Below are 23,731 nucleotides of genomic sequence, written 5' to 3' on the forward strand. Positions count from 1 at the left end.
TGGTGCGGGTTATTTATCAGAATGAAGTGGCCGAATGCGGCTATGCGTGTCTGGCCATGGTGCTGTCGCATCTCGGCCGGGCGACCGAAGTACGCGAGTTGTCGAGCTACAAGCCCATTTCGGCGAACGGGCTGAGCTTGATGGACCTGTACGATGTCGCCACCGATTTCGGCCTTGCGGTGCAGGCATACCGCTTCGATCCCAACGATCTCTCGCAGGTCAAGAGGGGCTCGCTCATGCATTTCGGCGGCTCGCACTTCGTGGTGTTCGAAAAGGCGAGTCACGGCTACGTGCGCGTGCTCGATCCGGCAAGCGGCCGCCGGCGTATCTCGATGGACACGTTCCGCTCCGCCGTCTCCGGCTTTCTGCTGGAGTTCGCGCCTACGCCGCAAATGCCGCGCATCCGCGCGAAATCGCGCGTGCCCGCAGCGTTGAAGCGCGTGCGCGCACTGAATCCGGACCTCACGGCGCTCATCGCCAAGGTGCTGTTCGTCGCGCTCGGCAGTCAGTTCGCCATTCTCGCCGCGCCGTACTTCGGCAATCTGGTGCTCGACTACGTGGTCGCCGCGGACAATCGCAACTTGCTGAACGTGCTGATCATGACGTTCGCAAGCATCTTCGTGCTTGGCGCGCTGAGCGAATTCGTGCAGAAGTATCTGACCGAATTGCTCTACAACGTCACGCAGATCAACATGACCGAGGGGCTGATCGGCCATTTGCTGCGCAATCCCATGTCATGGTTCGAGAAGCGTCACGTCGGCGACGTCTTCGCGCGCGTGAAGGCGCAGGACGAGATCAGCGTGTTCGCGACGCGCTCCGCCATTTCCTTGCATATCGACCTGGCAGTCGGCGCACTCGCGCTCGTGCTCATGTTCATTCAGAGCCGCCAGCTTGCCGTGGTCGCGCTCGTCGTTTTCGCCGTGTATGTGGCGGTTGCGCTCAGCATGTTCGCGGCCATGCGCGACAATCACGCGCTCGTGCTCGAAACCTCGGCTCGTTGCGACGACTCGCTGATCGAGACCATCCGCGCGGCTTCGCTGCTCAAGCTCGCGCAAGGCGAGACCCGCCGCACGGCCATCTATATGACCGTCTACAAGGCTTATGCAGCGGCGCTTCTCAAGAGCAGCCGGCTGACCTGCACGCGCGACGGCATGCTCAAGCTCGTCAATTATGCCGATACCATCATCATCACGTATCTGGCGGCGCGTCTCATGCTGGGCGGCAAGGTGTCGGTCGGCGTGTTTTATTCGTTTCTGATCTACAAGTCGCTGATGTCGGAGCGCTTTGCGAGCGCCATCAACGCGATGTTCCAGTACTTCATGCTGAGCGTGCCGACCGCGCGCGTGGACGATATCGCCGAGAACGAGAACGAACGCTATACGCAGCTCGCGGATGCGCAGCGTGCCACCGAAGTGCGTCATTTCGAGCGTATCGACGTGCGCGATGTGACGTTCAGCTATGGCATTTCGGACCAACCGGTTCTGAAGAACGCGAGCTTCGAAGTGCGCAAGGGTGACAAGATCGTCATCACGGGGCCGTCGGGTAGCGGCAAGTCCACGCTCTTCAAGTTACTGTCGGCGGCCGAGCCGTTGCAGGAAGGGCATATCGCGCTCAACGACATCGCCTGGCCGAATCTCGCCGTCGATGAAATCCGCCGGCATCAGGCGCATATGCGTCAGGGCGATATCATCCTGCACGGATCGATCGCGGACAACATCACGCTCTTCACGGGCCAGGCGGACGAGGAGCGCATCCACAAGCTGCTCGACGACGTCGGCTTGTTACCCGACATCATGCGTTTGCCAATGCGAACGCGCACTGTCATCAGCGACACCATCGCGAATATTTCAGCGGGGCAGCGGCAGCGTCTGTTGCTGGCGCGCGCGCTCTATCAAAATCGCGAGCTATTGCTGCTCGACGAACCGACCTCGAATCTCGATCCTGCATCGGTGAAGCATATCGCCGGGTTGTTGCGCAATCTCGATCGCACCGTCGTCGTGATTACGCACGATATGTCGCTGGCTTCGGCTTTCGATACGCGCTATCGCTTCGAGGATGGTGGACTCGTGCGCGAAGGCCAAGCGCCTGTGGTTGCGACGCCGGAAGAAGAAGCTCATGCATAAATCGTTGAAGCGCAGCTTGCTGCTCGGTATGTTGATACACACGTCGTTCGCCCATGCCGACGATCTCATGGCGGTCGTTCAACAAACGCTCGGTCACGACGCCGAATTCGCGCAGGCGCGCGCAAGCTTCGAGGCCGCGAAGCAAGCGGTGCCGATCGCGCGCGCCGCATTGCTGCCGCAAGTCGGAGGCGGCTGGGGACGCGCGTATAACCGCATCGTCATGGACGGCTTTCCGCGTCAGGACTATTGGCAGAACGGCTGGATGGTGACCGTCTCGCAACCGCTCTTCGACTGGAGCAAGTGGACCGCGTATCGTCAGGCGGATTTCACGGTGGCGCAAGGCGCGGTGGACTTCGCGGGGGCGCAACAGGCGTCGATCCTTCGCGCGGTGCAGGCTTATTTCGATGAACTCGCCGCGGAAGACGAGCAGAAGCGCACGGCGGACTATCTCGCGGCCATCGACTTGCAGCTCGATCAGGTGCGTCGCAAGCGCGCGGCGGGTGAGGCCACGCTCATCGACCAGCGAGAAGCCGACACCGCGCGCGAACAAGCCCAATTGCAGCAGGCGGATGCGCAGGAAGATGTATCGACGAAACGTCGCGTGGTCGAGCAAGTCACCGGCCAGCCGTTCTCGGTGTTGCTTGCGTTGCCCCCAAGCATGACCTTGCCCGCCCTTTCCGACGGCGAAGAGTCGTGGACCGAGCAGGCGAAGGCGTCCAACTATTCGGTACAGTCGAAGCAACTCGGCTGGGAGATCGCGAAGTTCGATACCGCGAAGGCGCGCGCCGCGCATTATCCCGTCGCAAGCATTACGGGCACATATCAGCCTGCGGGCGCTGCATCCGGCTACTCACGGCCTACGACTACCACCACGGCCATGTTTCAGGTGCAGATACCGCTGTTCTCGGGCGGCGAGGTTCAGGCGCGCGTGAAGCAGACGCTCGCGCTCGCGGACAAGGAGGAGCAGGCGTATCTGCTGGCATCCAGGCAAGCAGAAGCGTCCGCGCGCGACAACTTTGCTCGCTATTCGCGTCAACGGATTCGGGTGGATTCGCTCACGCATCTCGTGCAATCCTCGCGAGACACGCTGGATGCCACGCAGATCGGCTACAAGGTCGGCAGCCGTTCGGGCACGGATGTGCTTCGATCCATCGACGCGCTTTACACCGCGCGCCGCGATCTGCTGCGCTCTCGCTACGATGCCATCGTCGCGTTCCTGAAACTGAAGGCCGATGTCGCGACCTTGAGCACGAACGATATCGAGGCCATGAACGCGAAGTTGTGTTGCAGCGCGCAGACGGCGCTCACGGCATCGGCGAAAGCGAGCGGCGGGTCGTTCTAGTCCGCGCTCGCTCCGCGTTTCACCGCTCGCACCACGCGTGCGAGCGCCTTCAATGCATCGGCGGGGGAGTCGGCGAATTGCGCGGCGACTATGGCGCCATCCACGGCGAGCGCCAGCGCTTGTGCATCGGCCTTGGCTGTGCGCGATGCAGGCATGAGTGCGCGAATTGCCGCGGTCATATCCCGCTTGTGCCGCCGCGCGATATCCACGGCCGGCGGCAACGTGCCGCCCACTTCCACCACCGAATTGATGAACGCGCAGCCGCGATACGTGTCGCCGCCGAACCACTCGGCAAGCGCGGGCACGAGCGCTGAGAGCGAGCCGCCGTGACGCGCGAGCGCGTCGCGAAACCACGTCATCCAGTTCTCGTGACGGAACGCCAGGAACGCGACGATCAGATCGTCCTTGCTCGGAAAATAACGGTAGAACGTTTTCTTCGCGACGCCCGATTCCGCAATCACCCGGTCGATGCCGGTCGCGCGAATGCCGTCGCGATAGAAGAGATCGTGAGCCGTTTGCAGGATTCGCGCGTCGGGCGTGAGTTCCGTGACTTCGGTATGCGTATTCATGCAATCGATTGTAGACAGGTTCGTCTACCTGCGCTAGAGTAGGCCGCAGGTAGACAGACCTGTCTCCCTATATCGACTACATGTCAGAGCGCAAAGGAGAGTTCGCCATGGAAAGCAAACCGCCGTTCCCGCCGTTCACCGCCGAAACCGCCGTGCAGAAAGTCCGTGCCGCCGAAGATGGCTGGAACACGCGCGACCCGAAGAAAGTCGCACTGGCTTATAGCCAGGACACCCGCTGGCGCAATCGCGCGGAATTCGTCGACGGGCGCGCTGCCGTGGAAGCGTTCCTGCAGCGCAAGTGGGATCGCGAACTGGACTATCGACTCATCAAGGAACTGTGGGCGTTTACGGGGAATCGCATTGCCGTGCGTTTCGCTTATGAATGGCACGACGATTCGGGCCACTGGCATCGCAGTTATGGCAACGAGAACTGGGAATTCAACGAGGCGGGTCTCATGACGCACCGCCACGCGTCGATCAACGACTTGCCGATTCGGGAAGCGGATCGCAAATATCATTGGCTGCTCGGACGTCGGCCGGACGACCATCCCGGCCTGAGCGATCTCGGCTTTTAACACGCGCGTACGCTCACATGTTGCGACGGCGGCGAAACGCCCACCATCCCGCGAGCACGGTAAAGCTCGCGACGATCAACACGAGCAGCCAGAAGCCGTGATGATTTTCCGCGAGCGGAATGCCGCCCACGTTCATGCCGAAGAAACCCGCGACGATATTGATCGGCAACGCGAGCACGGTCACGAGCGTCAGCGTGAACAGCGTGCGATTGCTCTGCTCGTCCATGCGCGTCGCGATCTCTTCCTGCAAGAGCTTGATGCGCTCGACGAGTCCCGCGAGATCGTTGAGCACGAGCGAAAATTCCTCGGTGGCGTCGCGCAATTCCTGAATGTCCTGCGCGTGCAGCCAGCGCGGCGGACGCGCAAGCAGCCGGAATACCGAGCCCGGTTCCGGCGCGAGCAGGCGTTGCAGCCTGACGAGCACGCGTCGCAACGCGCCGAGATCCGAACGGCTCGTGGGCGAATGCAGCGACAGAAAGCGGTCTTCTATGCCGTCCACTTCCACGCTCGTGCGCCGCACGATCTGCACGAGCAATTCCGCCTGATCGCGCAGCAGATGCGCGAGTAATTCCGCGGGCGAACGAAACAGCTCGCCACGTCGCACCGATTCGCGCAGGGAGTCCACGGAACGCAGCGGCTTCATGCGCGCGGTGACGAGAATCTTGTGATGCGTGTACGCCCACAAGGTGGCGATCTCGGACGGCGTCAGTTCGAAGTTGAAGATCACATCGTTGATGACGGCGAACAACGCGCCTTCCTTATGCTCGATGCGCGTCGAGTGCGAGCCTTCGCTGAGCGTCTCGAAGAACGCGTCGGGAAGGCCGAGCCGCGTGCGCATCCAGCGTTCGCACGCGCTATTGGCGAGATCGAAGTGCAGCCAGATGAATTCCTTCGACGTATAGTCGCGGGCGAGCCAGGCGCTCGCGGTGTCGGCGTCGATGGCAACGCCCGGCTGGTCGAGATGAAACCGGAAGCCGCAGACGAGGCCGGAGAAGTCGGAGCCGTAGGACGGTCTATGCAGGGTAGCGGGATTCATGCGGGCGGTCGGTGGCAGTGGCTAAACGGCGTCATCGATATCGACTGGCGTGACAGGGCGGCAGGCGTTAGTGTGCCATTGCTCGCGCGTCTGTCGATTGGGGCGCGCGAGCCAGGTTCTTCATACCCGTGCAAATATGGCTGTCACAAAGCGGGCGTATCATGGCGCAACGCAAGAAGGGCGCGGCGCGCCCTCGCATCGGACGATATCGACGCGAATCATTTGCCCAAACCGGGGAGAGGCAAGAGTGGACGACCGTGATGAACTGGATGGCGATACGCAAACCACGGCAGCAGGCGTGGTCCGGCTGGCTTCGGTGATCGCTGTTCTCGTGCGCGAAGGCGCGGTGGATACGCGCTTTGGCGGCAAGCTTTTCAAGCGGATCGACAAGGAAGCCCGGCGCGTGGCGGAAAACGAAGAAGCGGAGCGGGACGCGGTTTTCGCGGCGCTCGGCGAACTCGATCTGGCCTTGCGTCAGCACGACGCCGCGTCGCTCGTGGAAGCAAACGCGCGCCTGCGTGACCGCGAAGAAGTGGTCGCGGGCAAGCGTCGCAAAAGCAAAAAAGACTGACCGCGCACGCCGAGAAGCGGCGGCGCGCGTCTCTGGTCCGAAACCTGCTGGCTGTTCGGCAAAATGAATTTGCCGGATTGCCATGCCTCTGACTTCGCTGACTTCGCTGACCTCGTCTTCTCAACCGTGTTCGCTGTGGACCAACCGCAGCGTCGACGTCGACCGTAAGCAATGGCGCATTCTTATCGTGGATGACAACGCCACGAGCGCCGAGGCACTCTCCGCCGCCTTTCTCGCCGATGGCTTCGAGACGCGCGTCGCGCTCGGCGGCCTGGAGGCGCTGCACGCGGTGGATCGTTGGATCCCGCACATCGTCATTCTCGATATCACCATGCCCGAGCACGACGGTTTCGCCACCGCCCGTGTCTTGCGCCGCGTGGCTCAGACGCGCGACGCCGGGATCATTGCGTTTACCGCGCTCGGTGAAGAACTCGTCAGGACGCAAGGGCTTCACGCCGGTTTCGACGGTTATTGCCAGAAGGGCAGTTCGCCGGCCGCGCTCGTGCGGCTCATCGAAAAGCTCGTGCAGGTGCATTGAGAGATAACGCCGGAAATCAGCCCGAGTTACCCGTCTATTGCACGCTCGTGCGATAAATAATCGTTTTGCCCCCGCTAAACAAAGCTCGCGCCGCTGCTGGACTGCATCGTCCGCAAACCCTTATCCGAAAAGGCTACTCAGAACTTAAGCACAATCGTGCTGCCAGCGATTGTTGGTTCAGCGTGAAAAGTGTATTGAAAGATATCGAGATAAAAAAACGATAGTAGGGGTATACACTGCATTTCATCGACGTAGCAGACAGTTTCTCGCAAGACCGCTGCGGCGCTTTCTGATTGAACGTCAACCGTCTTTGGAGCTCACCATGAAACGCAATCTTATCGCTACTCTTTTGATCGCCGCTTCCGCCACGCTCGCAGCACCCGCATTTGCAAGCGGCTACGGCCCGGCTCCGTTTTACCGTCCGGCAGTCGGCGCGCCGAGCTCGCAACAAGGCCCGAGCGCACAAACCATTGCTGCTGAAGAAGCGGCTCATGGCGATAATCGCGCTTTCGGCGGTTCGCGTGACTCGCTGGCTCAATCGGGCAACCGTGCGCAAGCCAACGGCGATAACAACGCAAACTCGGTTTTCTTCGGTCACTGATCGAAGCAGTCCGGCCGGATTATCGTTCGGCTGAACGGACTGACCAGTACGCAATAAGCAAAGAAAACGGCGCCCGGAGAAACAGACTCACAAGGTCTGTTTTCTCGGGCGCCGATTTTGTTTGATCGCTCGGTTTTCAGGCCGCGTTGGCCAATGCGCCGCGCATGACGGTTGCGAGTTCGGAAGCCTCGAACTTCGACACATACGCATTCGCTCCGACTTTGCGAACGTGCTGCTCGTTCGCGGAACCCGAAAGCGACGAGTGGATCACCACCGGAATATGCTGCAAACCGGATTCCGCCTTGATCCGCCGCGTGAGCGTGAAGCCGTCCATTTCCGGCATTTCCAGGTCCGTCAGCACGAGCGCGATCTGATCCGACACTTCCGTGCCGTCCTTCTGCGCCTTTCTGAGCGCCGATTCCAGCACGTCCCACGCTTCCTGACCGGTCTTGGTCATGACGAAGGGCACGCCCATCGCGGTGAGGCTCTGTCCGATGAGCGAGCGCGCCACGCCCGAGTCGTCCGCGGCGAGCACGCGCGCGCCGGGCTTGAGCCGCAGGCGGCCCGTGCTTTCCTCGGTGATATCCGATTCCTGCCCCGGCAGCACTTCCCGCACGATGCGCTCGACATCCAGCACTTGCGCAAGACGCGATCCGTCGACGTTGCCGTCCAGCCGGGCGAAGCTCGTTACCGTGCTGCCGCCCGAATGCGATTCCGCCGACAGCACCTGATTCCACTCCAGCCGCACGATGTCATCGACTTCCTCGACCGCGAAGCCCTGCGTGGTACGCGCGAACTCGGTGACGAGCAGGATCTTCGGACCGTTTTTCGGCCGGCATCCGGTGATGCGCGCCAGATCGATCACGGGAATGATCTGCCCGCGAATGTCGGCGACGCCGAGAATTTCCGCGCTCGATCCCGCGACGGCGGTGATCGTCGGCATCGCGAGAATCTCGCGCACCTTGAACACGTTGATGCCGTAGAGCTCGCGCTGTTCCGAACCCGGCGCCTCGCCGAGCCTGAACAGAAGCAGCTCGAACATGTTGCTGCCCGCGAGCCGCACGCGCTGCTCGATATCCTGTTGTGAACTGCTCACCTTTGTCATCTCCATGAGCGGCGCCTCATTGCGCCGCTTGATGCGCGCATCGCGGCGCGCGTGTCTGATTAGCGGCACGAATCGACAAAACTGAAGGCGACGCGCCATGCGCGCGCAAACGCAAGTCCAGCGGGCTTGCAAAAACATGCGAGCGGACGGGCGCATATCCGCGAGCCGGGGTTGATCTATACTTTTTCCACGGTCGGACTTTCGCCGATGCAGCCGGTCACTTTTAAGCCCGCGCTACATGTCGCACGACGAACTGCCTCGCCCGTTACGCGCAACATCGGTTCCGCACAACAAAAGCGCGTGTTCATCGGCCGGTGAGCCGCGCGAAGCCAGACGGAGGCGCTCGATGGCAACAGTCGCACAGGTACTCAGTTCCAAACCCGATCAGACGGTCATCACGATCGCGGCAACTGCATCGGTCTACGATGCAATCAGATTGATGGCCGACCGCCATATTGGCGCGGTGATCGTCACGGAGAACGAGGAGATCGTCGGGATCGTGACCGAGCGCGACTATGCGCGCAAGGTAGTGCTGATGGACCGTTCGTCCAAGCAGACGCCGGTGCGCGACATCATGACCTCGCACGTGCGTTACGTCCGCCCCGACCAGACCACGGACGACTGCATGGCGCTCATGACGGAAAAGCGCATGCGCCATTTGCCGGTGATCGAAGACGGCAAGCTGACCGGCATGATTTCCATCGGGGACTTGGTGAAGAACATCATCTCCGAGCAGCAGTTCACCATTCAGCAGCTCGAGTACTACATTCGCGGCGGCGAACATACCTGATCTGCCTTGAGCGATGGCGCACGCTTGCGCGTGCGTCTCGTCATGCAGCTGTAAGCATTTTGTTATGATTCGGCAGATACTCGCCGGGCTTCGTTGCGTGCGTGTCGGCGGGACGTGGCGTCTTAAGCGCGCTTCCACGGCACGTCGGCGGCCAGGCGGGACGAATCGCACGATGCCAGGAGCGCTGCCGATGACCCCGACCGCCACACCCGTCATACCCGCCGAACCTGCTCGAGGCGCGGAACAAGGGCAGACACTTGCGCCGCACGCGCCGTTTTTTATCGTGATGAACGCGGGATCGGGCCGCAAGCAGGCCGATGAAACTCGCGCCGTGCTGGACCGCGAACTTGGCGCGGCGGGCCGGCGCTTCGAAATGTGCGTCGTCGATGACCCCGGCCGTCTGCCCGCCGCCGCGCGCGAGGCGGCACAACTGGCGCTCGATCAGGGCGGCGTGCTGGTCGGTGCCGGTGGCGACGGCACGCTATGCGCCGTGGCCGAAGCGGCGCTTACGCGCGGCGTGCCATTCGCGGTGCTGCCGCGCGGCACGTTCAATTACTTCAGTCGCGATCACGGTATTCCCGCCGATCTCGAGCTTTCCACCCGCCTGTTGCTCGAAGCGCGCGTATTTCCCGCGCAGGTGGGCTACGTGAACGGCCAGATGTTCATCGTCAATGCGAGTCTCGGGCTTTATCCCAAGCTGCTGGAAGATCGCGAAACCTACAAGCAGCAATTTGGCCGCAGCCGTTTGGTCGCGCTGTGGTCCGCGCTCAACACGCTATTGCGGCGGCATCGGCATTTGCGGCTGCATATCGAGCATGAAGGGCAAGTGCGCGACATCCGTTCATCGACGCTCTTCGTCGGCAACAACCGGCTGCAACTCGAACAGATCGGCATGGCCGAAGCCGGCGCACTGGAACATGGCTTGCTCGTGGCCATTGCGCCGCGCCCGGTCGGGCGGCTCGCGCATCTGCTCCTGTCCTTGCGCGGCGCGGCAGGGCGGCTAGCCGACTCCGATCACGTGACAAGTTTCACATTCGAGCGCATTACGGTGACGCATCCGTCCGGACGACGCCGTCGCGTGAAGATCGCAACCGATGGCGAAGTGGCGTGGCTGCAGATGCCGCTGGAATTCCGCGTTTCCGACAAGCCATTGCTGCTGCTCAAACCCGAGCCGGCCGTGGCCGAAGCCAATCGCTCATGAACGTTTTGCTGCAAATATCCGATCCGCATTTCGGCACCGAACGCCCGACGGTGGTGGCGGCGCTCTTGCGGCTTTCCGATGCCATCTCGCCCGATCTAGTCGTCGTCTCGGGCGACATCACGCAGCGCGCGCGGCGGTATCAGTTCGCGCTGGCGGGCGCGTTCTTCGATGCCCTCGGCACGCGGCCCCGGCTCGTCATTCCCGGCAATCACGACATTCCGCTCTTCAATCCGCTCGCGCGGCTTTTTCGTCCGTATGCGAATCATCAGCGCGTGTTCGGCGCGGAGCTCGAGCCGTCGTTCGAATCGGACACGCTGCTCGTGCTCGGCGTGAACACCACGCGTCCGTTCCGTCACAAGGACGGCGAAATTTCGATGCAACAGGTCAAACGCGTTTCCGCGCGGCTCGAAGCGGCAAGCGCGAAGCAATTGCGCGTGGTGGTCACGCATCAGCCGGTCGCGGTCACGCGCGCGAAAGACGAGGCCAACCTTCTGCATGGACACGAGCGCGCCGTGCAGCGCTGGGCGCGCGCGGGCGCCGATCTCATTCTTGGCGGGCACATTCATCTGCCCTACGTGTTGCCGCTGCACGATACCTTCGCCGGCCTGCCGCGCAAGCTGTGGGCGGTGCAGGCGGGCACGGCGCTGTCCCGGCGCACGCGCGGGACCATCGACAATTCGGTGAACGTGATTCGCTACGACGGGTCTTCGGGTACGCGCAGCACGACCGTCGAGCGCTGGGACTATGTGGAAACGAGCGAGCGCTTCGAGCTGATCGCGCGTCACGATCTCGCGCTGGATAGCGCCGCCGCCGAACCGGCAACAGTCGCATCCGCCTGATCGACGCTCTTGGAGCGCTTCGTGCTGCTGCAACTCAGGAAGCTATGTACGCCGGATGACGAGTTCCGCGAAACCTGTCGCGGGATCGTGCTCACGCGTGTAGCGTTCGTCCGGCAACTTTGCAATCAGCACTTCCGCCGTCGTGCGCACGATGCATCCCGCCGTGACGTGGCCGCCGAAGACGCGGCCATCGGCATCGGAGATGCTCATGTGCAGATGCGGCCCATCCGCCGATAGCGATCCCGCCAGCGTCAAGATTTCGAGGTCGCCGCGCAGAACGGTTGCCTCGTCGCGCCCGGCATAGCGCAAGGCAGCCACGCTCAGGCTGCCAATGCCTTGCAGGACGAACGCCGCGCCCGCTTCTTGCGCGCTTTTTTGCGAGCGAACTGCGAGATCGAGCGCGAGGCGCAGGTCATCGCCGGGAGAAAGACGCAGGGTAAGCGTGTGCATGGAAGATTCGCCGCGAGCGTAAGCATGGGAATGAGCGTAAGTCGAAGGAATGCCAAGCGTACACGTTCGCACGGCCCGATGGCATGATGGACCGTCGCTTGCATCGCCAACAAACCGATTGGAGACGCCATGAGTTTCGAACTGACGATGCTGGCCTGGACGCTCATCCTCGCTCTCGTGCAAGTGCTGCTGCCCGCGTTCTTGCGCAACAAGGAGACGGGCCTCAGATACAACGCCGGTCCGCGCGACGGCCCGGCGCCGCCGCCGCGCAAGCTCACCGGGCGTCTGATGCGAGCGCAATCGAACCTTTTCGAGACCTTGCCGGTCTTCGCTGTCGCGGTGCTGATCGTGCATGTCGCCGGGCGCGAAAATGCGCTTACGCACTATGGCGCGCTCATGTATTTCGTCGCGCGCCTGTGCTACGTGCCGCTTTATGCGGGCGGTGTGCCGTTCGTGCGCTCGCTGGTGTGGCTCATTTCCATCGTGGGTATCGTGTTATTGCTCGTGCCCATCATCTGACGCGTGATTGAACGTGATCGACCTCAAGGGAGTGATTGCATGTCCGCACAACCGTACGATCCATCGGTAGTGGAAGTCGAAACCGCGCCGGACCCCGAGTTCGCGGTGATCCTCATGCACGGACTCGGCGCGGATGCCAACGACTTCGTGCCGCTCGTGCCCGAACTGCGTCTGGCCGATGCCCCCGCCATGCGCTTCGTGTTTCCGAACGCGCCGGAGATTCCCGTAACCGCGAACAACGGCTACGTGATGCGCGCGTGGTACGACATCCTGTCGTTCGAAGGTATCAACCGGCGCGTGGACGAGGCGGGCATCGAGACGTCTGTGGCCTTCGTGCGCGAACTCGTTGCGCAGCAGAACGCGCGCGGCATCGCCTCCGAGCGCATCTTTCTTGCCGGCTTTTCGCAGGGCGGCGCAATGACCTATCAGGCGGGGCTCACGCATCCGGAAAAGCTCGCGGGGCTGATCGTGCTGTCGGGTTATATCCCGTCGAAAGGCTTGATCGATGCCTCGTTCAGCGAGGCGAACCGCGACACGCCGATCTTCGCCGCGCACGGCAGCTTCGACGACGTACTCAACGTGCGGCTAGGCGAGGAAGCCGTGGACTTCGCGCGCGAGCAGGGCTGCACGGTGGAATGGAATACGTATCCGATGCCGCATTCGGTCTGCATGGAGGAAGTGGAAGCACTGCGCGAGTGGCTGGGTGCGCGCTTGCGCGAGGGTTGAAGCGCCGCGTTGGTATGCCCGCCGATCCGCTTCGGCAAGGTGGAAGCCGCAGCGTGTCGGCATTGCCGCGGCGCGCGCCGGTTGCATGAAAGAAGCGGCGCACTAGACGAGCACGTCAGCCGCGCAATGTTCGAGCAAAGAGTTCGAGCACCGCGTCCGCATTGACGCCGATACACGCGTCGCACGATGGCCGCGTGTCCCAATCCGGCGCGCTGGCACGCATCGACGTGGGCTTTTGCACAGTCAAACCCGCCGCGATACCTTCGGTCAGCACGCGCACCGGCCCGCTTCTCGTCGTGAATAGTTCGCGCGCGACGACGAAAGCGGCCGCCGAATAATCGTGCGCGTAGATGCCGCGCGTCTCGCCGTCGTTCGCGTGAAAGCGCTCGTAAAAGCGCGAGACGTTCCATACGAACCGGCCGGCATTGCCTGCGCTGTCCCGCACATCGGCGAGAAACGCGTTCGTCATCACGGTTTCATGCGTTACATCGAGCCCGACGATCGACACCTTCCACGGCGCGCCGAAGACGATATCGGCGGCTTCCGGGTCGCCATGGATGTTCGCCTCGGCGGCGGGCGTCACGTTGCCGAGCGCACCGTTGTAACCGAACGCGCCGCCCATGACGACGACCTCGCGCACGAGCGATGCAATCTCCGGATCGTCTCGCAACGCGAGCGCGAGATTCGTGAGCGGCCCGACCGCGAGCAGCGTGATTTCGCCCGGCTCCGCGCGCACCTTCTCGATGATGAACCGATGTGCCGCGCGCCCGTCCTCCTTCACCGTGACGGCTTCCGTGCGCTCGACGTTGCCGAGCGCATCGTCGCCGTGGATTTGCGGAATAGGTTCGGGCGCGGCGCGTTGCAAAGGCGCTGCCGCGCCGCGCACGACCGGCACGTTCGGCGCGAAACGCGATGCAAGATAGAGCGCGTTGGCGGTCGTCGTATGGATATCCGCATTGCCGAACACGCTCGTGATGCCGACGAGTTCGATCCGCGGATGCAACGTCTGAAACACGAGCGCGATAGCGTCGTCGATACCGGGGTCGGTGTCGTAGATGACCTTGTGCACACTCATGCGATGGCTGCCTCGCAAGCGCTCTGGCCGGCGGCTGCGTTCGGCATCAACGCGACCATGCCGCGGCGCAATTCCGCCGGGCTCACGGGCTTGCTCAGCACGTCCTGCTCGCACGCGAGCGGCACGATGGTGGCCGACGGTTCGCCCGTCACGACCAGACACGGACACGGACGGCCGAGCCTTGCGGTGCCCAGCATGGCTACTTCGCGCGCGGTCTTGGAGTCGCGCAGGCGGTAGTCGGTGATGATGAGATCCGGGAAGCGCTCGATGTCCGCGAGAATGGTTTCGAACTCGTCGAAGGTCGCGGCGGAGTCGTAAAGCACGCCCCATTGCGAAAGCAGCGCCTCGGTGGATGCGCGCACGAGGCCGTCGTCTTCCACGAGCAGCACGTAGCGCCCGCTCAGCGCCGCCGCTTCGTTCGCCTCGGACAATGCAGGCGCGCGCGTGGACGGCTTGTCGAGCGTCGGTCCGCACTGCGGCATTTCCAGCGAGAAACGCGAACCGCGCCCTTCGGTGGACTTGAGCTCGATGCGGTGTTCGTCCAGCATCGAAATGACCGCATTGACGATAGACAGGCCGAGTCCCAGCCCCTTGTCGCGATCTTGCTCGGGGTTGTCGACCTGGAAGAAGGGCTGGAAGATGGCGTCGAAATAATCGGCCGGAATGCCGATGCCGTTATCCAGCACGTCGATGCGCGCCCGCGTCGGCGAGCGCACCACGCCGACGATCACGGTGGGCTTGGCGGTCTTGCTGGCGCTCTTGCTTTGATCGGCGTACTTGATGCCGTTCGAGATCAGATTGGCGATGGCGCGTCCGAGCCAGTGCGCGTCGCTTCGCACGCAGACGACTTCCGACTTCGGCAGCCGCAGCCGCAAGTCGACGCCACGGCTCATGGCGAACGGACGCAATTGTTCGACGGCTTCCTCGATGGTTCGCCGCACGTCGAACACGTGATATCGCGGCACCACGCGGCCCGATTCGAGCCGCGAGAGATCGAGCACGGCATTCAAGAGCCGCGCCAGAATGATCGACGAGCGCCCGCATTCGTCGATGAGCCGTTCCGCCTGCTCGAACTCGCCGTTGCGGATGGCCTCGGCGGCGGCTTGAAGGAACAGGTTGAGCGCGTGCATTGGCTGGCGCAGATCGTGGGTCGCGGCGGCGAGGAAATTGGACTTCTCGCGGCTCGCGGTTTGCGCGGCGATCATCTGCTGTTCGCGCAACGCGAGCAATGCCGTGGTCTTGTTCTCCTGGTCCTTCCTGGAGATCTCCAACTCGTCGTTCTTGCGCGCGAGCGAGCCGTTCGCGGCGCGCAGTTCGTCGTTGAGCGAGGCAAGCGCGCGTTCGGCGGAAAAGCGTTCGCGCGAGACGCGTTCGGCGTGCACGCAGACGCCGTGGCCGACCACGATCACGTTGAACATATAGAACAGTCCGGCAAAGAAATTCTCCGGATTGAGCAGATGCGCGGTGAGCTGCAGCACCACGATCGACGCCATGGTGACGATGCCCGCCGTCAGCACGACCCGCGAGCGCAGATAGAAGAAGCTGAACTGCACGAAGAGCGCGAGGCACAGCCCCGTGAAATGCTGCGTGTAGTTATAGGGCGAGGGCGTGATCGCGAAGAGCGCGAGGATCAGACACAAGAGCCCGTAGATGCCCGTGAGGATGACCTTCTCGGACATCGCGTGCGAGCGGAACGAGGGCCGCAGGACGAGACAGCATTCGAGAATCAGCAACACGATGCCCGCAAAGCGGATTGCCAGAATGTCGGACAGGCGCCCGTTCAGCGCGCTGTTGCCTTGCGAGAAACTGAAGTCCCACCAGAGGAAGCAGGTCCAGATGACGAGCGCGAGCAGCGCGGATGCGCGCCTGAACGCGCAGAATCGCTGCGCGTGATCTTCGAGGAATTGCGCTTCCAGCGCGCGGTCGGCGAAAGCGGCCGGAATGGAAAGATTGCGAACGAGACTGAGCCCCGCTTCTCGCGCGGCGGAGAAAATCTCGGGAGTGCGCACACGTTCGGCGCGTTGAGGGACGGCCATCGCTTGTTCGAGTCGCGGTTTCGGGGATATCTACTGTAGGCCAACTTGGTCTTACCAATACGCCTTTTTTTAGGCATCAACCGTTAAAAACGGAAATTTATGCGAGCTTTTGGCGGGCGGACGCTGAAAAAAGATGGCTTTGGACGGCAGCGGCAGGGAAGGAGAAGAGAGTCGACGCGCAAAGCAACCGGTGCATCTCGAACCGGATCAGTCGAACGGCGAGCCGGGCATGCCTGCTCGCCGTATCGAAGGACAGCCACGACCGATGCCCCCCGCGCGATGACGAGGGCTAACCGTACCGCGCGAGAGTGCGCGATACCGCGCGTACCGCGCGAGAGTGCGCGATACCGCGCGTACCGCGCGAGAGTGCGCGATACCGCGCCTCGCGCATTCACGATTTCGGTTTGGCCTTGGTGCTGCGTTTGGCGACCTGCGTTTCCTTGGCGCCCGCTGCCTTGGGCGGCGATGCCTTGGGACCGGCCGTTTTCTTGCGGCTCGACATTTCGGTTTCGGCGGGATTGCTCGCTTGAGCCTTGCGTGGGGATGGCATGATGACCTCCTTCAGTGTGTGTCCAGGACGAACACACTGATAACCATAGGACGCGCATAGCCGGGAATCAAGACGGCGCAAGGCTTTCGCGCCGTCTTTCGCAAAAAGCTTCTGAGAGCGAAGCAATTCGCGGTCTCGACGCGCCGCATCGACGCCAGTTCAGCCGATGAGCTTGAGCCCTGCCGGCAACGCCTCGCCGAACACGCGGCCTTCGTCGGCGCGATCGAGCGTGACGACTTCGCGGACCATGGCGATCCACGCTTCCGCCGCGCCCATCATCTCCAGGCGCTGCACGACGGCGGCGCGGATGTCGTCGGGAAGGTCGCGCGAACGGTCGCCCGTCATGCGCGCGATCTGCACGGCCGCGAACGCCGCCGGATCGACCTTCTTCCAGTCGAGCGCGAGGATCGCGCCGAGCCAGGCGGTCGCCGTCTCGGGCGGCACGACGCCATGCGCGCTGCCGTAGAACGGCTGCCGCGCGCCGATCCGCCCGACCGCCCACCAGCTCTGCACGTTCTCCGAAGGCTTCTTCAGCCGCGTGAGCAGCCATTCGCCGGTTTCGATCTTGCGCGCGACCGGCACGCGTTCGAGCGATGCCGCGAGCCGCACCATGTCTTCATAGCCCGCGCGCGCAGCGCCCGCCGCGCGCCGATAGCGGCTCGTGCCGGGCGGCTGAAGCACGAAGGCCATGTCGTCGAGCAGGCGCAGTTGCGCGGCTTCGGGCAGACCGCCTGCCGCGCGCCGCCATAGCGTCCACCATTCGGACCAGATCTGGCTTTCGTTGCCGTACTGGATGCCCTGGTCGAAGAGCGTCCACAATTGCTCGACGCGCCAGCCATCCAGCGGATGACCGAAGCCCGGCCGCAAGCAATAGCCCGTCAGGTTGAGCCACAGCCGTTCGTGATCGGCGGAACGGCGGCGGCGTTTCGCGCGGTCCCACAGCGCGCCGTAAAGCTCGCGCAAGAGCGCGAGATCCCAGCTATCGCGCGGGCCGAGCGCCTGTTCGAGCAGCGCGCGCAGGCGCTTGATCTCCTTCGGGCCGACGTCCTGTGAACGCGCGCCGAAAGTGCGGTCGATCAGATCGATGGCTTTTGGCAACGCAGGATGCGTTTCGCTTGCCGCCGCGTCGTTCGACGCATTCTCCCGGCGCAATTGAAATTCGAGCAGCCAGCGTTTGGCGGGATCGTCGGTGGCGATGCAGTGCATCTCCAGCGTGCCGACTTCAGTGAGCGAAGTCGTCAATTGCACGGGCGTCTCGTTGGGCTTGTGCGCGTGATTCGCCTCCTGGCCGCGCGGATCGACGACCGTGGCGATGGGCGGCAAGCGCACGAAGTCGCCGGCCGAGGCGCTGACATCGGCGATCTCGCCTGCTTTGAACGTCGCATCCGCCACCGAAGACACCAGGTGAAAGCGCACCGGCGCGCCGAGCCGCAACGCGAAGGTGCGGTCCGCCAGATGGATGGCCTGACCTTCCTCGGTGCCGCGCGGCAGCACGCAGACGCCGCGCTCGCCAGCGTCGCTCTTGTCTTCGTCGAGCAGCAGGAAATAGCTGCGTGCAGAGCCGCCGCCGATCTTCGGTGCGCGGCCCGCGCGCGCGAGCGCATAGGCGACCGCGCCGCGCGCCACGGCAACGTCCGGATCGTGATTGGCGAGCACGTGGACCGGCGCGCCGCGCCATGAACCGAGCGCCTCGGCGATACGGCTCGCAAGCGGTTCGGCGCGAAACACGCCGCCGTTCAGGAGCAGCGTGTCGGGAACGGGCAAGCTGGCTTGGTCAGATGCCGCTTCGCCCAACGCCTCGCGCGCCTGCGTGGCATGTTGCGCGAGAAACGCCGCGACGTGCCGCGTGACGCCGGCATCGCTTGCATAAGGCAGCCCGAATTCGACGATACCCCCGCGCGCGCGACGCGGACGCTCGTCGGGCGCGACCATCGGAAAGAAGCCATCGACGATGATCCGCGCGATCTCCTCGCGCGTCACTTCCGTGGAACGCGCGCCGCCGATCAGCTTCGAGCCCGCGCCGAGCAGCGTGATCGTGGCCTTGTCCGGCGCGTTGGCGCCGAGCAATTGCTCCTTGGCCGCGCGGCAACGTTCGACGAGTTGCGAAAGACGCGCGGCGGAGAGGCGCTCCTGATCGTTGCCGGCAAGGCGCCGCTCCACCAGATGCGCAAGCGCCAGGTCCATGTTGTCGCCGCCGAGCATCAGGTGGTTGCCCACGCCGATGCGCGTCAGGCGCGGCTCCGGGCCGTCCATCTCGACCTGGATCAGTGTGAGGTCGGTCGTGCCGCCGCCGACATCGCAGATGAGCACGAGCCGCGTGGCCGCGAGTTCATCGGCGAGCTTTTCGCGATGGTGAAACAGCCAGTCGTAGAACGCCGCCTGCGGTTCTTCCAGCAGGCGCAGCGCCGTAAGCCCGGCCATGCGCGCCGCTTCGAGCGTGAGGGCGCGCGCGCCTTCATCGAACGATGCGGGCACGGTGAGCACGAGGTCCTGCGCTTCGAGCGGCGAGCCCGGAAAGCGATGGTTCCACGCCGCGCGCACATGCGCGAGATAACTCGCGCTCGCGGCGACGGGCGAGATCTTTTCGATGTCGTCGCCCGCGCCCCACGGCAGAATTGGCGCGACACGATCCACCGAAGCATGCGAGAGCCAGCTTTTCGCGCTCGAAACGAGCCGCCCCGGAACCTGCGCGCCCAGCACGCGCGCGAGCTGGCCGACCACTTCGGGCAGTGCCGCGGCGTTTGCGTCACGGGGCCACGGCAACTGCAAGTCGTTCGCGTTCAGTTCTCCCGCTGCCGCGTGATACCGCAAAGACGGCAGGAGCGGGCGCGCCGCCACTTCGCCCGGACTCACGAGCTGTTCCATCTCGAAGACGCGAATCTCGTCCGAGCCCGCTTCGGCATAGGCGACGACGGTATTGCTCGTGCCCAGATCGATACCGACGCGATAGCGCGCGCCCGCCGCCTTCTTACGCGCCGGCACTTACAGGCCCATGCCCGAGTCGGCGCTCACGCCGCCGCGCATGTCGAACTCGACCTTCCAGCGCTCGGACGATCCGCGCGGCACGGCTTCGAGTTCGAGCGTGCCGGCCTCGGTGATGCGCGCGTGCAGCTTGACCGGCACGACTTCGCCGGGCGTGCGCCCTTCCGATGGCAGCGATGCCTCGATCTCCTCGAGTTCCTGCAGTTCGTCCGGCTGCCAGTATTCGAGCAGCGTGCCCACCTCGTCCTGACGGCGCACCGACGAGCCGAAGAAGCGGAAATGCACCGGCTCTCCGACCACGAGCCCGAACTCCTGCGCGGGCAGCGCGGCCTCCGTGCCTTCCTCCATGCCGAAAGGCGCCACGCACAGTGCCTGCACGGGCGGTTCGAGTCCGGGCACGGCAGGCATTGCCGACTCGACCGCGACGTAGTATGCGCGTGCCGTGCCGCCACGAATGCGCACGCCCTTGCCGCGCCGAACATAGCCGTAATAGGCCGCGCCGCGCGCCACCGCCAGATCGAGGTCCGCGCCTTCGAGCAGACGCGCGGCGGGCGCGTTCTCGGCGGCGAGCCATGAATTGAGCGTGGACATGACGCGCTCGACCAGGAGCGGCGACTTGAACACGCCGCCGTTGAAGAGCACCGCGGTCGGATGCAGCAGCGTCGCGCCTTGCGGGGCTTCGTGCTGCAAGCCTTCGATTTCCGCGAGCGCGTTCACCTGACGGCCAAGGAACGCGGCGAGGTGACGCGTCACGGCGGCATCCTGCGCATAGGGCAGACCGAGTTGCGTGAGACCGGCGCGTGCGCGGCTGACCGGGCGCGCGCTGCCATCGACTTGCGGGAAGAAGCCTTCGAGCAAGATCTGCGTGAGTTCGGCGCGCGTGAGCTCGGTGCGCAGCGAGCCGCCGATCAGCTTCGAGCCACGGCTCGGCACGACGAGCGGCACGGTTTCCGTGTCCGGATGGGTGAGCAGCGTTTCCTTGGCCGAACGGCACGCATAAGTGAGCGCGCGCAGTTGCCACGGATCGGGTTGCGTGCCGGCGGCCGCGAGCTTGCGCGCGACGATATGCGCGAGCGCCAGGTCCATGTTGTCGCCGCCCAGCAGGATGTGTTCGCCGACCGCGACGCGATGCAGTTCGAGATTGCCTTCACGCTCCACCACGGCGATCAGCGAGAGATCGGTGGTGCCGCCGCCGACATCGACGACGAGAATCACATCGCCCACTTTCACTTGCTTGCGCCAGCCGCCCGTCGACTTCTGAATCCAGCTGTAGAGCGCGGCTTGCGGTTCTTCGAGCAGCGTCATGCGCGCATAGCCGGCCGCCGCCGCAGCTTCGGCGGTGAGTTCGCGGGCGGCGGGGTCGAAGGAGGCGGGAATCGTCACGGTGACGTCCTGCTGATCGAAAGGCGCGTCCGGATGCGCGTGATTCCATGCCTCGCGCAAGTGCGTGAGATAGCGCACCGAGCTTTCGAGCGGCGAGACGCGTTCGACTTCCTCGGGAGCATCGGCGGGAAGGATGGCCGCGCGACGATCCACGCCCGGATGGCAGAGCCAGCTTTTCGCGCTGGAGACGAGGCGAATGGGCGTGCCAGCGCCCCGGCTGCGCGCCAGCTCACCGACGATGAACGGCCGCTCCTGCGTCCACGGCAAGGTCAGATCGCCGGGCGCGAGTTCGCTCGGATGCGGCAGATACAGAAACGAAGGCAGCAACTCGCGCTCCTCGGCCGCGCCAGGCGCCGTCAATTGCGCGATGGACAGCACGCCTTGCGCGGTCTTCTCGCCGTCGCTTGCGGACAAGTCGACGTAGGACAGCGCGCAGTGCGTGGTGCCGAGATCGACGCCGATGGAATAGCGCGGCGCGTTCTCTTCGTGATGATCGCTCATAGCTCCACCTCGGCCGGTGCGACGATGCTCGCGTCGTGTTGGTCCGCGAGCTTCGGCAGACGTGTTTCAGCGACCTTCCAGCCGCGATGGCTGAGATTGCCCGAGAACGGCGGCTTGCCGACGACGTTGCCGGTCACCCGCACGGCGCTGGCGTCGAAACCTTCGGGCAGCGTGATGCGGCTGCCTTCGGCTTCGTTGCGCACAGGCTGGATCGTGAAATGTTCGCGCAGCACCGAGCGGCAGCCGTCGTGCACGAGACGCGCGGCCGCGCCGATATCGGCGTCGCTGTAGTTGGCGATGTCTTCCTCGACGAAATCGATGAAGCGGGCGTCGCGCTGCAAAAGGCCGAGCAATTGCAAGGCGGCGACGGGGCTCGATTCCTTCAGCGGCGACGGCGCGGGCTTGGGCGCGACCGGCGCGGTTGCTACCGGCGCGGCGGCGGGCACGGGCGCTTCCGGCGCATGCGGGGCTTCGCGCAGGCGCTGCACGCGGCCGGCGAACGCGCCGTTGCCGAGCACGCCGAAGAACGCTCCGAAGGCAATGCCTATCCTGCCGAAGAAGGACGGATTCATGTCGGTCATGTGTTTGATGCTCCTTGTGGCTGCTTGCGAGGACGACCTATCCTCGGCGGCGCTGGTGGCCGGTGGCGGCGCGGTTCTGGTGTGCGGAAACGGCAGCCGATGCCGCGAGCGGCGGCACGGCAGGCCGTTTGAGCGCGGTTGCGTGAGCCGAAGCACGCGACGACAACGTCAGCGCGTTTCGGTCCGTATCCCGATATTGTCCATGATGTTGGCGCCGGGGCGCTAAAACCCGCCCGCGAGCGTCGCGCGGCGGCGCCCATTCTCTTGATTTAGGCGCTTAAGTCAAGGCTTGGCGGGATCGAGACGGCTTGATCGTGGCGCGGAGGCCGAGTCGCCACTGAACCTTGCGTTGGCTGGCGTGCTCACGACCGGGTCGAACCGACGTGCATGCAAGCTGGCGTACGGCGTGTCTTGGTCGCTTGCGACGTTTGCGCCTGGCCCTCGCACCGGCCGATGCAGTTTCGCGAGACGAGACAACAGCCCGCGCTCAAGCCTTCACATCGAAGCCCGCGAGATAACCGGCCGTATCGCCGCCATCCCAAACGCGTCCATCGCACAAGGTCGCTTTCCGATACTCGTCCGGCACACTTACGCCTGCCGCCAGCGCCGCCTCGCGATACAACGCCGTCTGGTTCACTGCCGACGCGATGGCGGCATCGTCGTGTTCACCGGAAAGCATGCCCCAGCGCCGATACTGCGTGATGAACCACGAGCCATCCGACACGCGCGGAAAGTTCACCGCGCCATTGTCGAAGAAGCGCACGGGAAGCGCGCGCGCGTCGCCGCCATCGGCAGCAGCCAGCCGGCTTTCGATGAGCGCCGCCGGGACCCCAAGCAACTCCGCCGAAGCCAGCGCCTGCGAAATCTCCACGCGATGCTCGCGCGCGTCGAGCCACGCGCATGCGTCGAGCAGCGTACGCACCAGCGCCCGCGCGCTATTCGGATACAGCGCGACGAAATCGCGCCGGCACGCAAGGACCTTCTCCGGATGATCCGGCCAGACTTCGCTCGTGTACGCAACCGTGCGTCCCACGCCGCGCGCTTCGGCCACCGCATGCCACGGCTCACCCGCGCAGAAGCCGTCGAGCATGCCTTCGGCCATCGCATCGGCCATGCGCGGCGGCGGAATCACGACGCTTTGCACGTCGCGCAGCGGATGCACGCCATTCGCCGCCAGCCAGTAATACAGCCACATCGCGTGCGTGCCGGTCGGGAAAGTCTGCGCAAGCACGGGCGGGCGGTCGAGCGACGCCAGCGCATCTTTCACGCTCGCGCCATTCCGAATGGCATCGGCGAGCGGGTTTGAAAAGGTGATCGCCTGACCGTTGCGGTTGAGGACCATCAGGACGCCCATGTCCGCCTGCGGCCCGCCGATGCCCAGTTGCACGCCATACACGAGCCCATATAGCGCGTGCGCGGCGTCGATCTCGCCGGAAAGCAGCTTGTCGCGCACGGCGGCCCACGAAGGCTGACGGCACAGTTCGATACGGATGCCGTGGCGCCGCCCCATCTCGTGGATGGCCGCGACGGCAAGCGGCGCGGCGTCGCTCAACGCGACGAAGCCGAGCCGCAAATGCGTGCGTTCGGGCAACGCGGACGGGGATGTATTCGTTTCGGGCAAGTTCATGGTCTGTGCAG

At 64.2% G+C, this 23,731-nt stretch carries 22 protein-coding genes; 11 read left to right on the forward strand and 11 right to left on the reverse strand.

Annotated features, from left to right (window positions below; translation table 11 throughout):
• Positions 1-2 precede the first annotated feature (2 nt).
• Both P9250_RS11000 and P9250_RS11005 read left to right on the forward strand, forming a co-directional pair.
• Positions 3-2,123, forward strand: coding sequence for an ATP-binding cassette domain-containing protein (locus P9250_RS11000; protein ID WP_310394127.1), 2,121 nt, complete (start codon positions 3-5; stop codon positions 2,121-2,123).
• On the forward strand, positions 2,116-3,465 hold the full coding sequence (locus P9250_RS11005) for a TolC family outer membrane protein (protein ID WP_310392991.1): 1,350 nt from the start codon (positions 2,116-2,118) through the stop codon (positions 3,463-3,465). Before P9250_RS11000 ends, P9250_RS11005 begins: the two co-directional genes overlap by 8 nt.
• Here the strand turns inward: P9250_RS11005 and P9250_RS11010 are convergent.
• On the reverse strand, positions 3,462-4,034 hold the full coding sequence (locus P9250_RS11010) for a TetR/AcrR family transcriptional regulator (RefSeq protein ID WP_244828540.1): 573 nt from the start codon (positions 4,032-4,034) through the stop codon (positions 3,462-3,464). The genes P9250_RS11005 and P9250_RS11010 overlap by 4 nt on opposite strands.
• A gap of 80 nt (positions 4,035-4,114) precedes the next feature.
• On the opposite strand from P9250_RS11010, the gene P9250_RS11015 reads away from it, so the two are divergent.
• Complete coding sequence (locus P9250_RS11015) at positions 4,115-4,609, forward strand: nuclear transport factor 2 family protein (protein WP_310392994.1); 495 nt, start codon at positions 4,115-4,117, stop codon at positions 4,607-4,609.
• A gap of 13 nt (positions 4,610-4,622) precedes the next feature.
• On the opposite strand, the gene P9250_RS11020 is transcribed toward P9250_RS11015, so the two are convergent.
• Positions 4,623-5,645 (reverse strand): transporter, encoded by a 1,023-nt coding sequence (locus P9250_RS11020; protein WP_310392996.1) that lies wholly within the window; start codon positions 5,643-5,645, stop codon positions 4,623-4,625.
• Between the two features lie 247 nt (positions 5,646-5,892).
• On the opposite strand from P9250_RS11020, the gene P9250_RS11025 reads away from it, so the two are divergent.
• The 3 genes from P9250_RS11025 to P9250_RS11035 all read left to right on the forward strand — a co-directional run bounded on the left by P9250_RS11025 (position 5,893) and on the right by P9250_RS11035 (position 7,355).
• Positions 5,893-6,216 (forward strand): hypothetical protein, encoded by a 324-nt coding sequence (locus P9250_RS11025; protein WP_244828535.1) that lies wholly within the window; start codon positions 5,893-5,895, stop codon positions 6,214-6,216.
• An 82-nt stretch (positions 6,217-6,298) separates the two neighbouring features.
• Positions 6,299-6,754: a response regulator gene (locus P9250_RS11030; protein ID WP_310392998.1), complete on the forward strand. Its 456-nt coding sequence runs from the start codon at positions 6,299-6,301 to the stop codon at positions 6,752-6,754.
• Positions 6,755-7,076: 322 nt separating this feature from the next.
• Positions 7,077-7,355, forward strand: coding sequence for a hypothetical protein (locus P9250_RS11035; RefSeq protein WP_244828532.1), 279 nt, complete (start codon positions 7,077-7,079; stop codon positions 7,353-7,355).
• A 136-nt stretch (positions 7,356-7,491) separates the two neighbouring features.
• Here P9250_RS11035 and P9250_RS11040 read toward each other — a convergent pair whose 3' ends face one another.
• A complete protein-coding gene (locus P9250_RS11040; protein WP_244828531.1) occupies positions 7,492-8,451 on the reverse strand; it encodes a chemotaxis protein in 960 nt (319 codons plus the stop codon).
• A 355-nt stretch (positions 8,452-8,806) separates the two neighbouring features.
• Here P9250_RS11040 and P9250_RS11045 point away from each other — a divergent pair, with 355 nt between their 5' ends.
• From P9250_RS11045 to P9250_RS11055, 3 genes are all read left to right on the forward strand, one after another.
• Positions 8,807-9,250 carry a CBS domain-containing protein gene (locus P9250_RS11045; protein ID WP_244828530.1) on the forward strand — a complete coding sequence of 148 codons (444 nt, stop codon included), beginning with the start codon at positions 8,807-8,809 and terminating at the stop codon, positions 9,248-9,250.
• Between the two features lie 190 nt (positions 9,251-9,440).
• Entirely contained in the window at positions 9,441-10,451 is a 1,011-nt protein-coding gene (locus tag P9250_RS11050) for a diacylglycerol kinase family protein (RefSeq protein ID WP_309849500.1), read from the forward strand.
• A complete protein-coding gene (locus P9250_RS11055; RefSeq protein ID WP_250466715.1) occupies positions 10,448-11,290 on the forward strand; it encodes a metallophosphoesterase in 843 nt (280 codons plus the stop codon). The genes P9250_RS11050 and P9250_RS11055 overlap by 4 nt, the downstream gene beginning before the upstream one ends.
• 42 nt (positions 11,291-11,332) lie before the next feature.
• On the opposite strand, the gene P9250_RS11060 is transcribed toward P9250_RS11055, so the two are convergent.
• Positions 11,333-11,740 carry a PPC domain-containing DNA-binding protein gene (locus P9250_RS11060; RefSeq protein ID WP_244828521.1) on the reverse strand — a complete coding sequence of 136 codons (408 nt, stop codon included), beginning with the start codon at positions 11,738-11,740 and terminating at the stop codon, positions 11,333-11,335.
• A 129-nt stretch (positions 11,741-11,869) separates the two neighbouring features.
• Between P9250_RS11060 and P9250_RS11065 the strand changes: the two genes are divergently transcribed.
• On the forward strand, positions 11,870-12,259 hold the full coding sequence (locus P9250_RS11065; RefSeq protein WP_250526599.1) for an MAPEG family protein: 390 nt from the start codon (positions 11,870-11,872) through the stop codon (positions 12,257-12,259).
• A 39-nt stretch (positions 12,260-12,298) separates the two neighbouring features.
• A complete protein-coding gene (locus P9250_RS11070; RefSeq protein WP_250466718.1) occupies positions 12,299-12,985 on the forward strand; it encodes an alpha/beta hydrolase in 687 nt (228 codons plus the stop codon).
• Between the two features lie 115 nt (positions 12,986-13,100).
• On the opposite strand, the gene P9250_RS11075 is transcribed toward P9250_RS11070, so the two are convergent.
• The 7 genes from P9250_RS11075 to P9250_RS11105 form a co-directional block, all read right to left on the reverse strand.
• Positions 13,101-14,060 (reverse strand): nucleoside hydrolase, encoded by a 960-nt coding sequence (locus P9250_RS11075; RefSeq protein WP_310393003.1) that lies wholly within the window; start codon positions 14,058-14,060, stop codon positions 13,101-13,103.
• Complete coding sequence (locus P9250_RS11080) at positions 14,057-16,096, reverse strand: hybrid sensor histidine kinase/response regulator (RefSeq protein ID WP_250493237.1); 2,040 nt, start codon at positions 16,094-16,096, stop codon at positions 14,057-14,059. Before P9250_RS11080 ends, P9250_RS11075 begins: the two co-directional genes overlap by 4 nt.
• 391 nt (positions 16,097-16,487) lie before the next feature.
• Positions 16,488-16,646 (reverse strand): hypothetical protein, encoded by a 159-nt coding sequence (locus P9250_RS11085; RefSeq protein ID WP_244828514.1) that lies wholly within the window; start codon positions 16,644-16,646, stop codon positions 16,488-16,490.
• Between the two features lie 159 nt (positions 16,647-16,805).
• The gene (locus tag P9250_RS11090; protein WP_310393005.1) at positions 16,806-19,628 is read right to left on the reverse strand and encodes an Hsp70 family protein; all 2,823 of its coding nucleotides are present in this window, start codon (positions 19,626-19,628) and stop codon (positions 16,806-16,808) included.
• A complete protein-coding gene (locus P9250_RS11095) occupies positions 19,629-21,512 on the reverse strand; it encodes an Hsp70 family protein (RefSeq protein ID WP_309960825.1) in 1,884 nt (627 codons plus the stop codon). It lies immediately after the preceding gene.
• Positions 21,509-22,093 carry a DUF2760 domain-containing protein gene (locus tag P9250_RS11100; protein ID WP_250466727.1) on the reverse strand — a complete coding sequence of 195 codons (585 nt, stop codon included), beginning with the start codon at positions 22,091-22,093 and terminating at the stop codon, positions 21,509-21,511. The genes P9250_RS11095 and P9250_RS11100 overlap by 4 nt, the downstream gene beginning before the upstream one ends.
• Before the next feature lie 487 nt (positions 22,094-22,580).
• On the reverse strand, positions 22,581-23,720 hold the full coding sequence (locus P9250_RS11105) for a CmpA/NrtA family ABC transporter substrate-binding protein (protein ID WP_310393008.1): 1,140 nt from the start codon (positions 23,718-23,720) through the stop codon (positions 22,581-22,583).
• Positions 23,721-23,731: the final 11 nt, after the last annotated feature.

This window comes from Caballeronia sp. LP006, assembly GCF_031450995.1.
Taxonomy (GTDB): domain Bacteria; phylum Pseudomonadota; class Gammaproteobacteria; order Burkholderiales; family Burkholderiaceae; genus Caballeronia.

Excerpts from the sequence above, each read along its gene's own strand:
- P9250_RS11020 (WP_310392996.1), bottom strand. The coding sequence starts at position 5,645 with ATGAATCCCGCTACCCTGCATAGACCGTCCTACGGCTCCGACTTCTCC.
- P9250_RS11060 (WP_244828521.1), bottom strand. The coding sequence starts at position 11,740 with ATGCACACGCTTACCCTGCGTCTTTCTCCCGGCGATGACCTGCGCCTC.
- P9250_RS11065 (WP_250526599.1), top strand. The coding sequence starts at position 11,870 with ATGAGTTTCGAACTGACGATGCTGGCCTGGACGCTCATCCTCGCTCTC.
- P9250_RS11010 (WP_244828540.1), bottom strand. The coding sequence starts at position 4,034 with ATGAATACGCATACCGAAGTCACGGAACTCACGCCCGACGCGCGAATC.
- P9250_RS11095 (WP_309960825.1), bottom strand. The coding sequence starts at position 21,512 with ATGAGCGATCATCACGAAGAGAACGCGCCGCGCTATTCCATCGGCGTC.
- P9250_RS11070 (WP_250466718.1), top strand. The coding sequence starts at position 12,299 with ATGTCCGCACAACCGTACGATCCATCGGTAGTGGAAGTCGAAACCGCG.
- P9250_RS11045 (WP_244828530.1), top strand. The coding sequence starts at position 8,807 with ATGGCAACAGTCGCACAGGTACTCAGTTCCAAACCCGATCAGACGGTC.
- P9250_RS11050 (WP_309849500.1), top strand. The coding sequence starts at position 9,441 with ATGACCCCGACCGCCACACCCGTCATACCCGCCGAACCTGCTCGAGGC.
- P9250_RS11075 (WP_310393003.1), bottom strand. The coding sequence starts at position 14,060 with ATGAGTGTGCACAAGGTCATCTACGACACCGACCCCGGTATCGACGAC.
- P9250_RS11055 (WP_250466715.1), top strand. The coding sequence starts at position 10,448 with ATGAACGTTTTGCTGCAAATATCCGATCCGCATTTCGGCACCGAACGC.
- P9250_RS11030 (WP_310392998.1), top strand. The coding sequence starts at position 6,299 with ATGCCTCTGACTTCGCTGACTTCGCTGACCTCGTCTTCTCAACCGTGT.
- P9250_RS11080 (WP_250493237.1), bottom strand. The coding sequence starts at position 16,096 with ATGGCCGTCCCTCAACGCGCCGAACGTGTGCGCACTCCCGAGATTTTC.
- P9250_RS11100 (WP_250466727.1), bottom strand. The coding sequence starts at position 22,093 with ATGACCGACATGAATCCGTCCTTCTTCGGCAGGATAGGCATTGCCTTC.
- P9250_RS11105 (WP_310393008.1), bottom strand. The coding sequence starts at position 23,720 with ATGAACTTGCCCGAAACGAATACATCCCCGTCCGCGTTGCCCGAACGC.
- P9250_RS11005 (WP_310392991.1), top strand. The coding sequence starts at position 2,116 with ATGCATAAATCGTTGAAGCGCAGCTTGCTGCTCGGTATGTTGATACAC.
- P9250_RS11035 (WP_244828532.1), top strand. The coding sequence starts at position 7,077 with ATGAAACGCAATCTTATCGCTACTCTTTTGATCGCCGCTTCCGCCACG.
- P9250_RS11085 (WP_244828514.1), bottom strand. The coding sequence starts at position 16,646 with ATGCCATCCCCACGCAAGGCTCAAGCGAGCAATCCCGCCGAAACCGAA.
- P9250_RS11015 (WP_310392994.1), top strand. The coding sequence starts at position 4,115 with ATGTCAGAGCGCAAAGGAGAGTTCGCCATGGAAAGCAAACCGCCGTTC.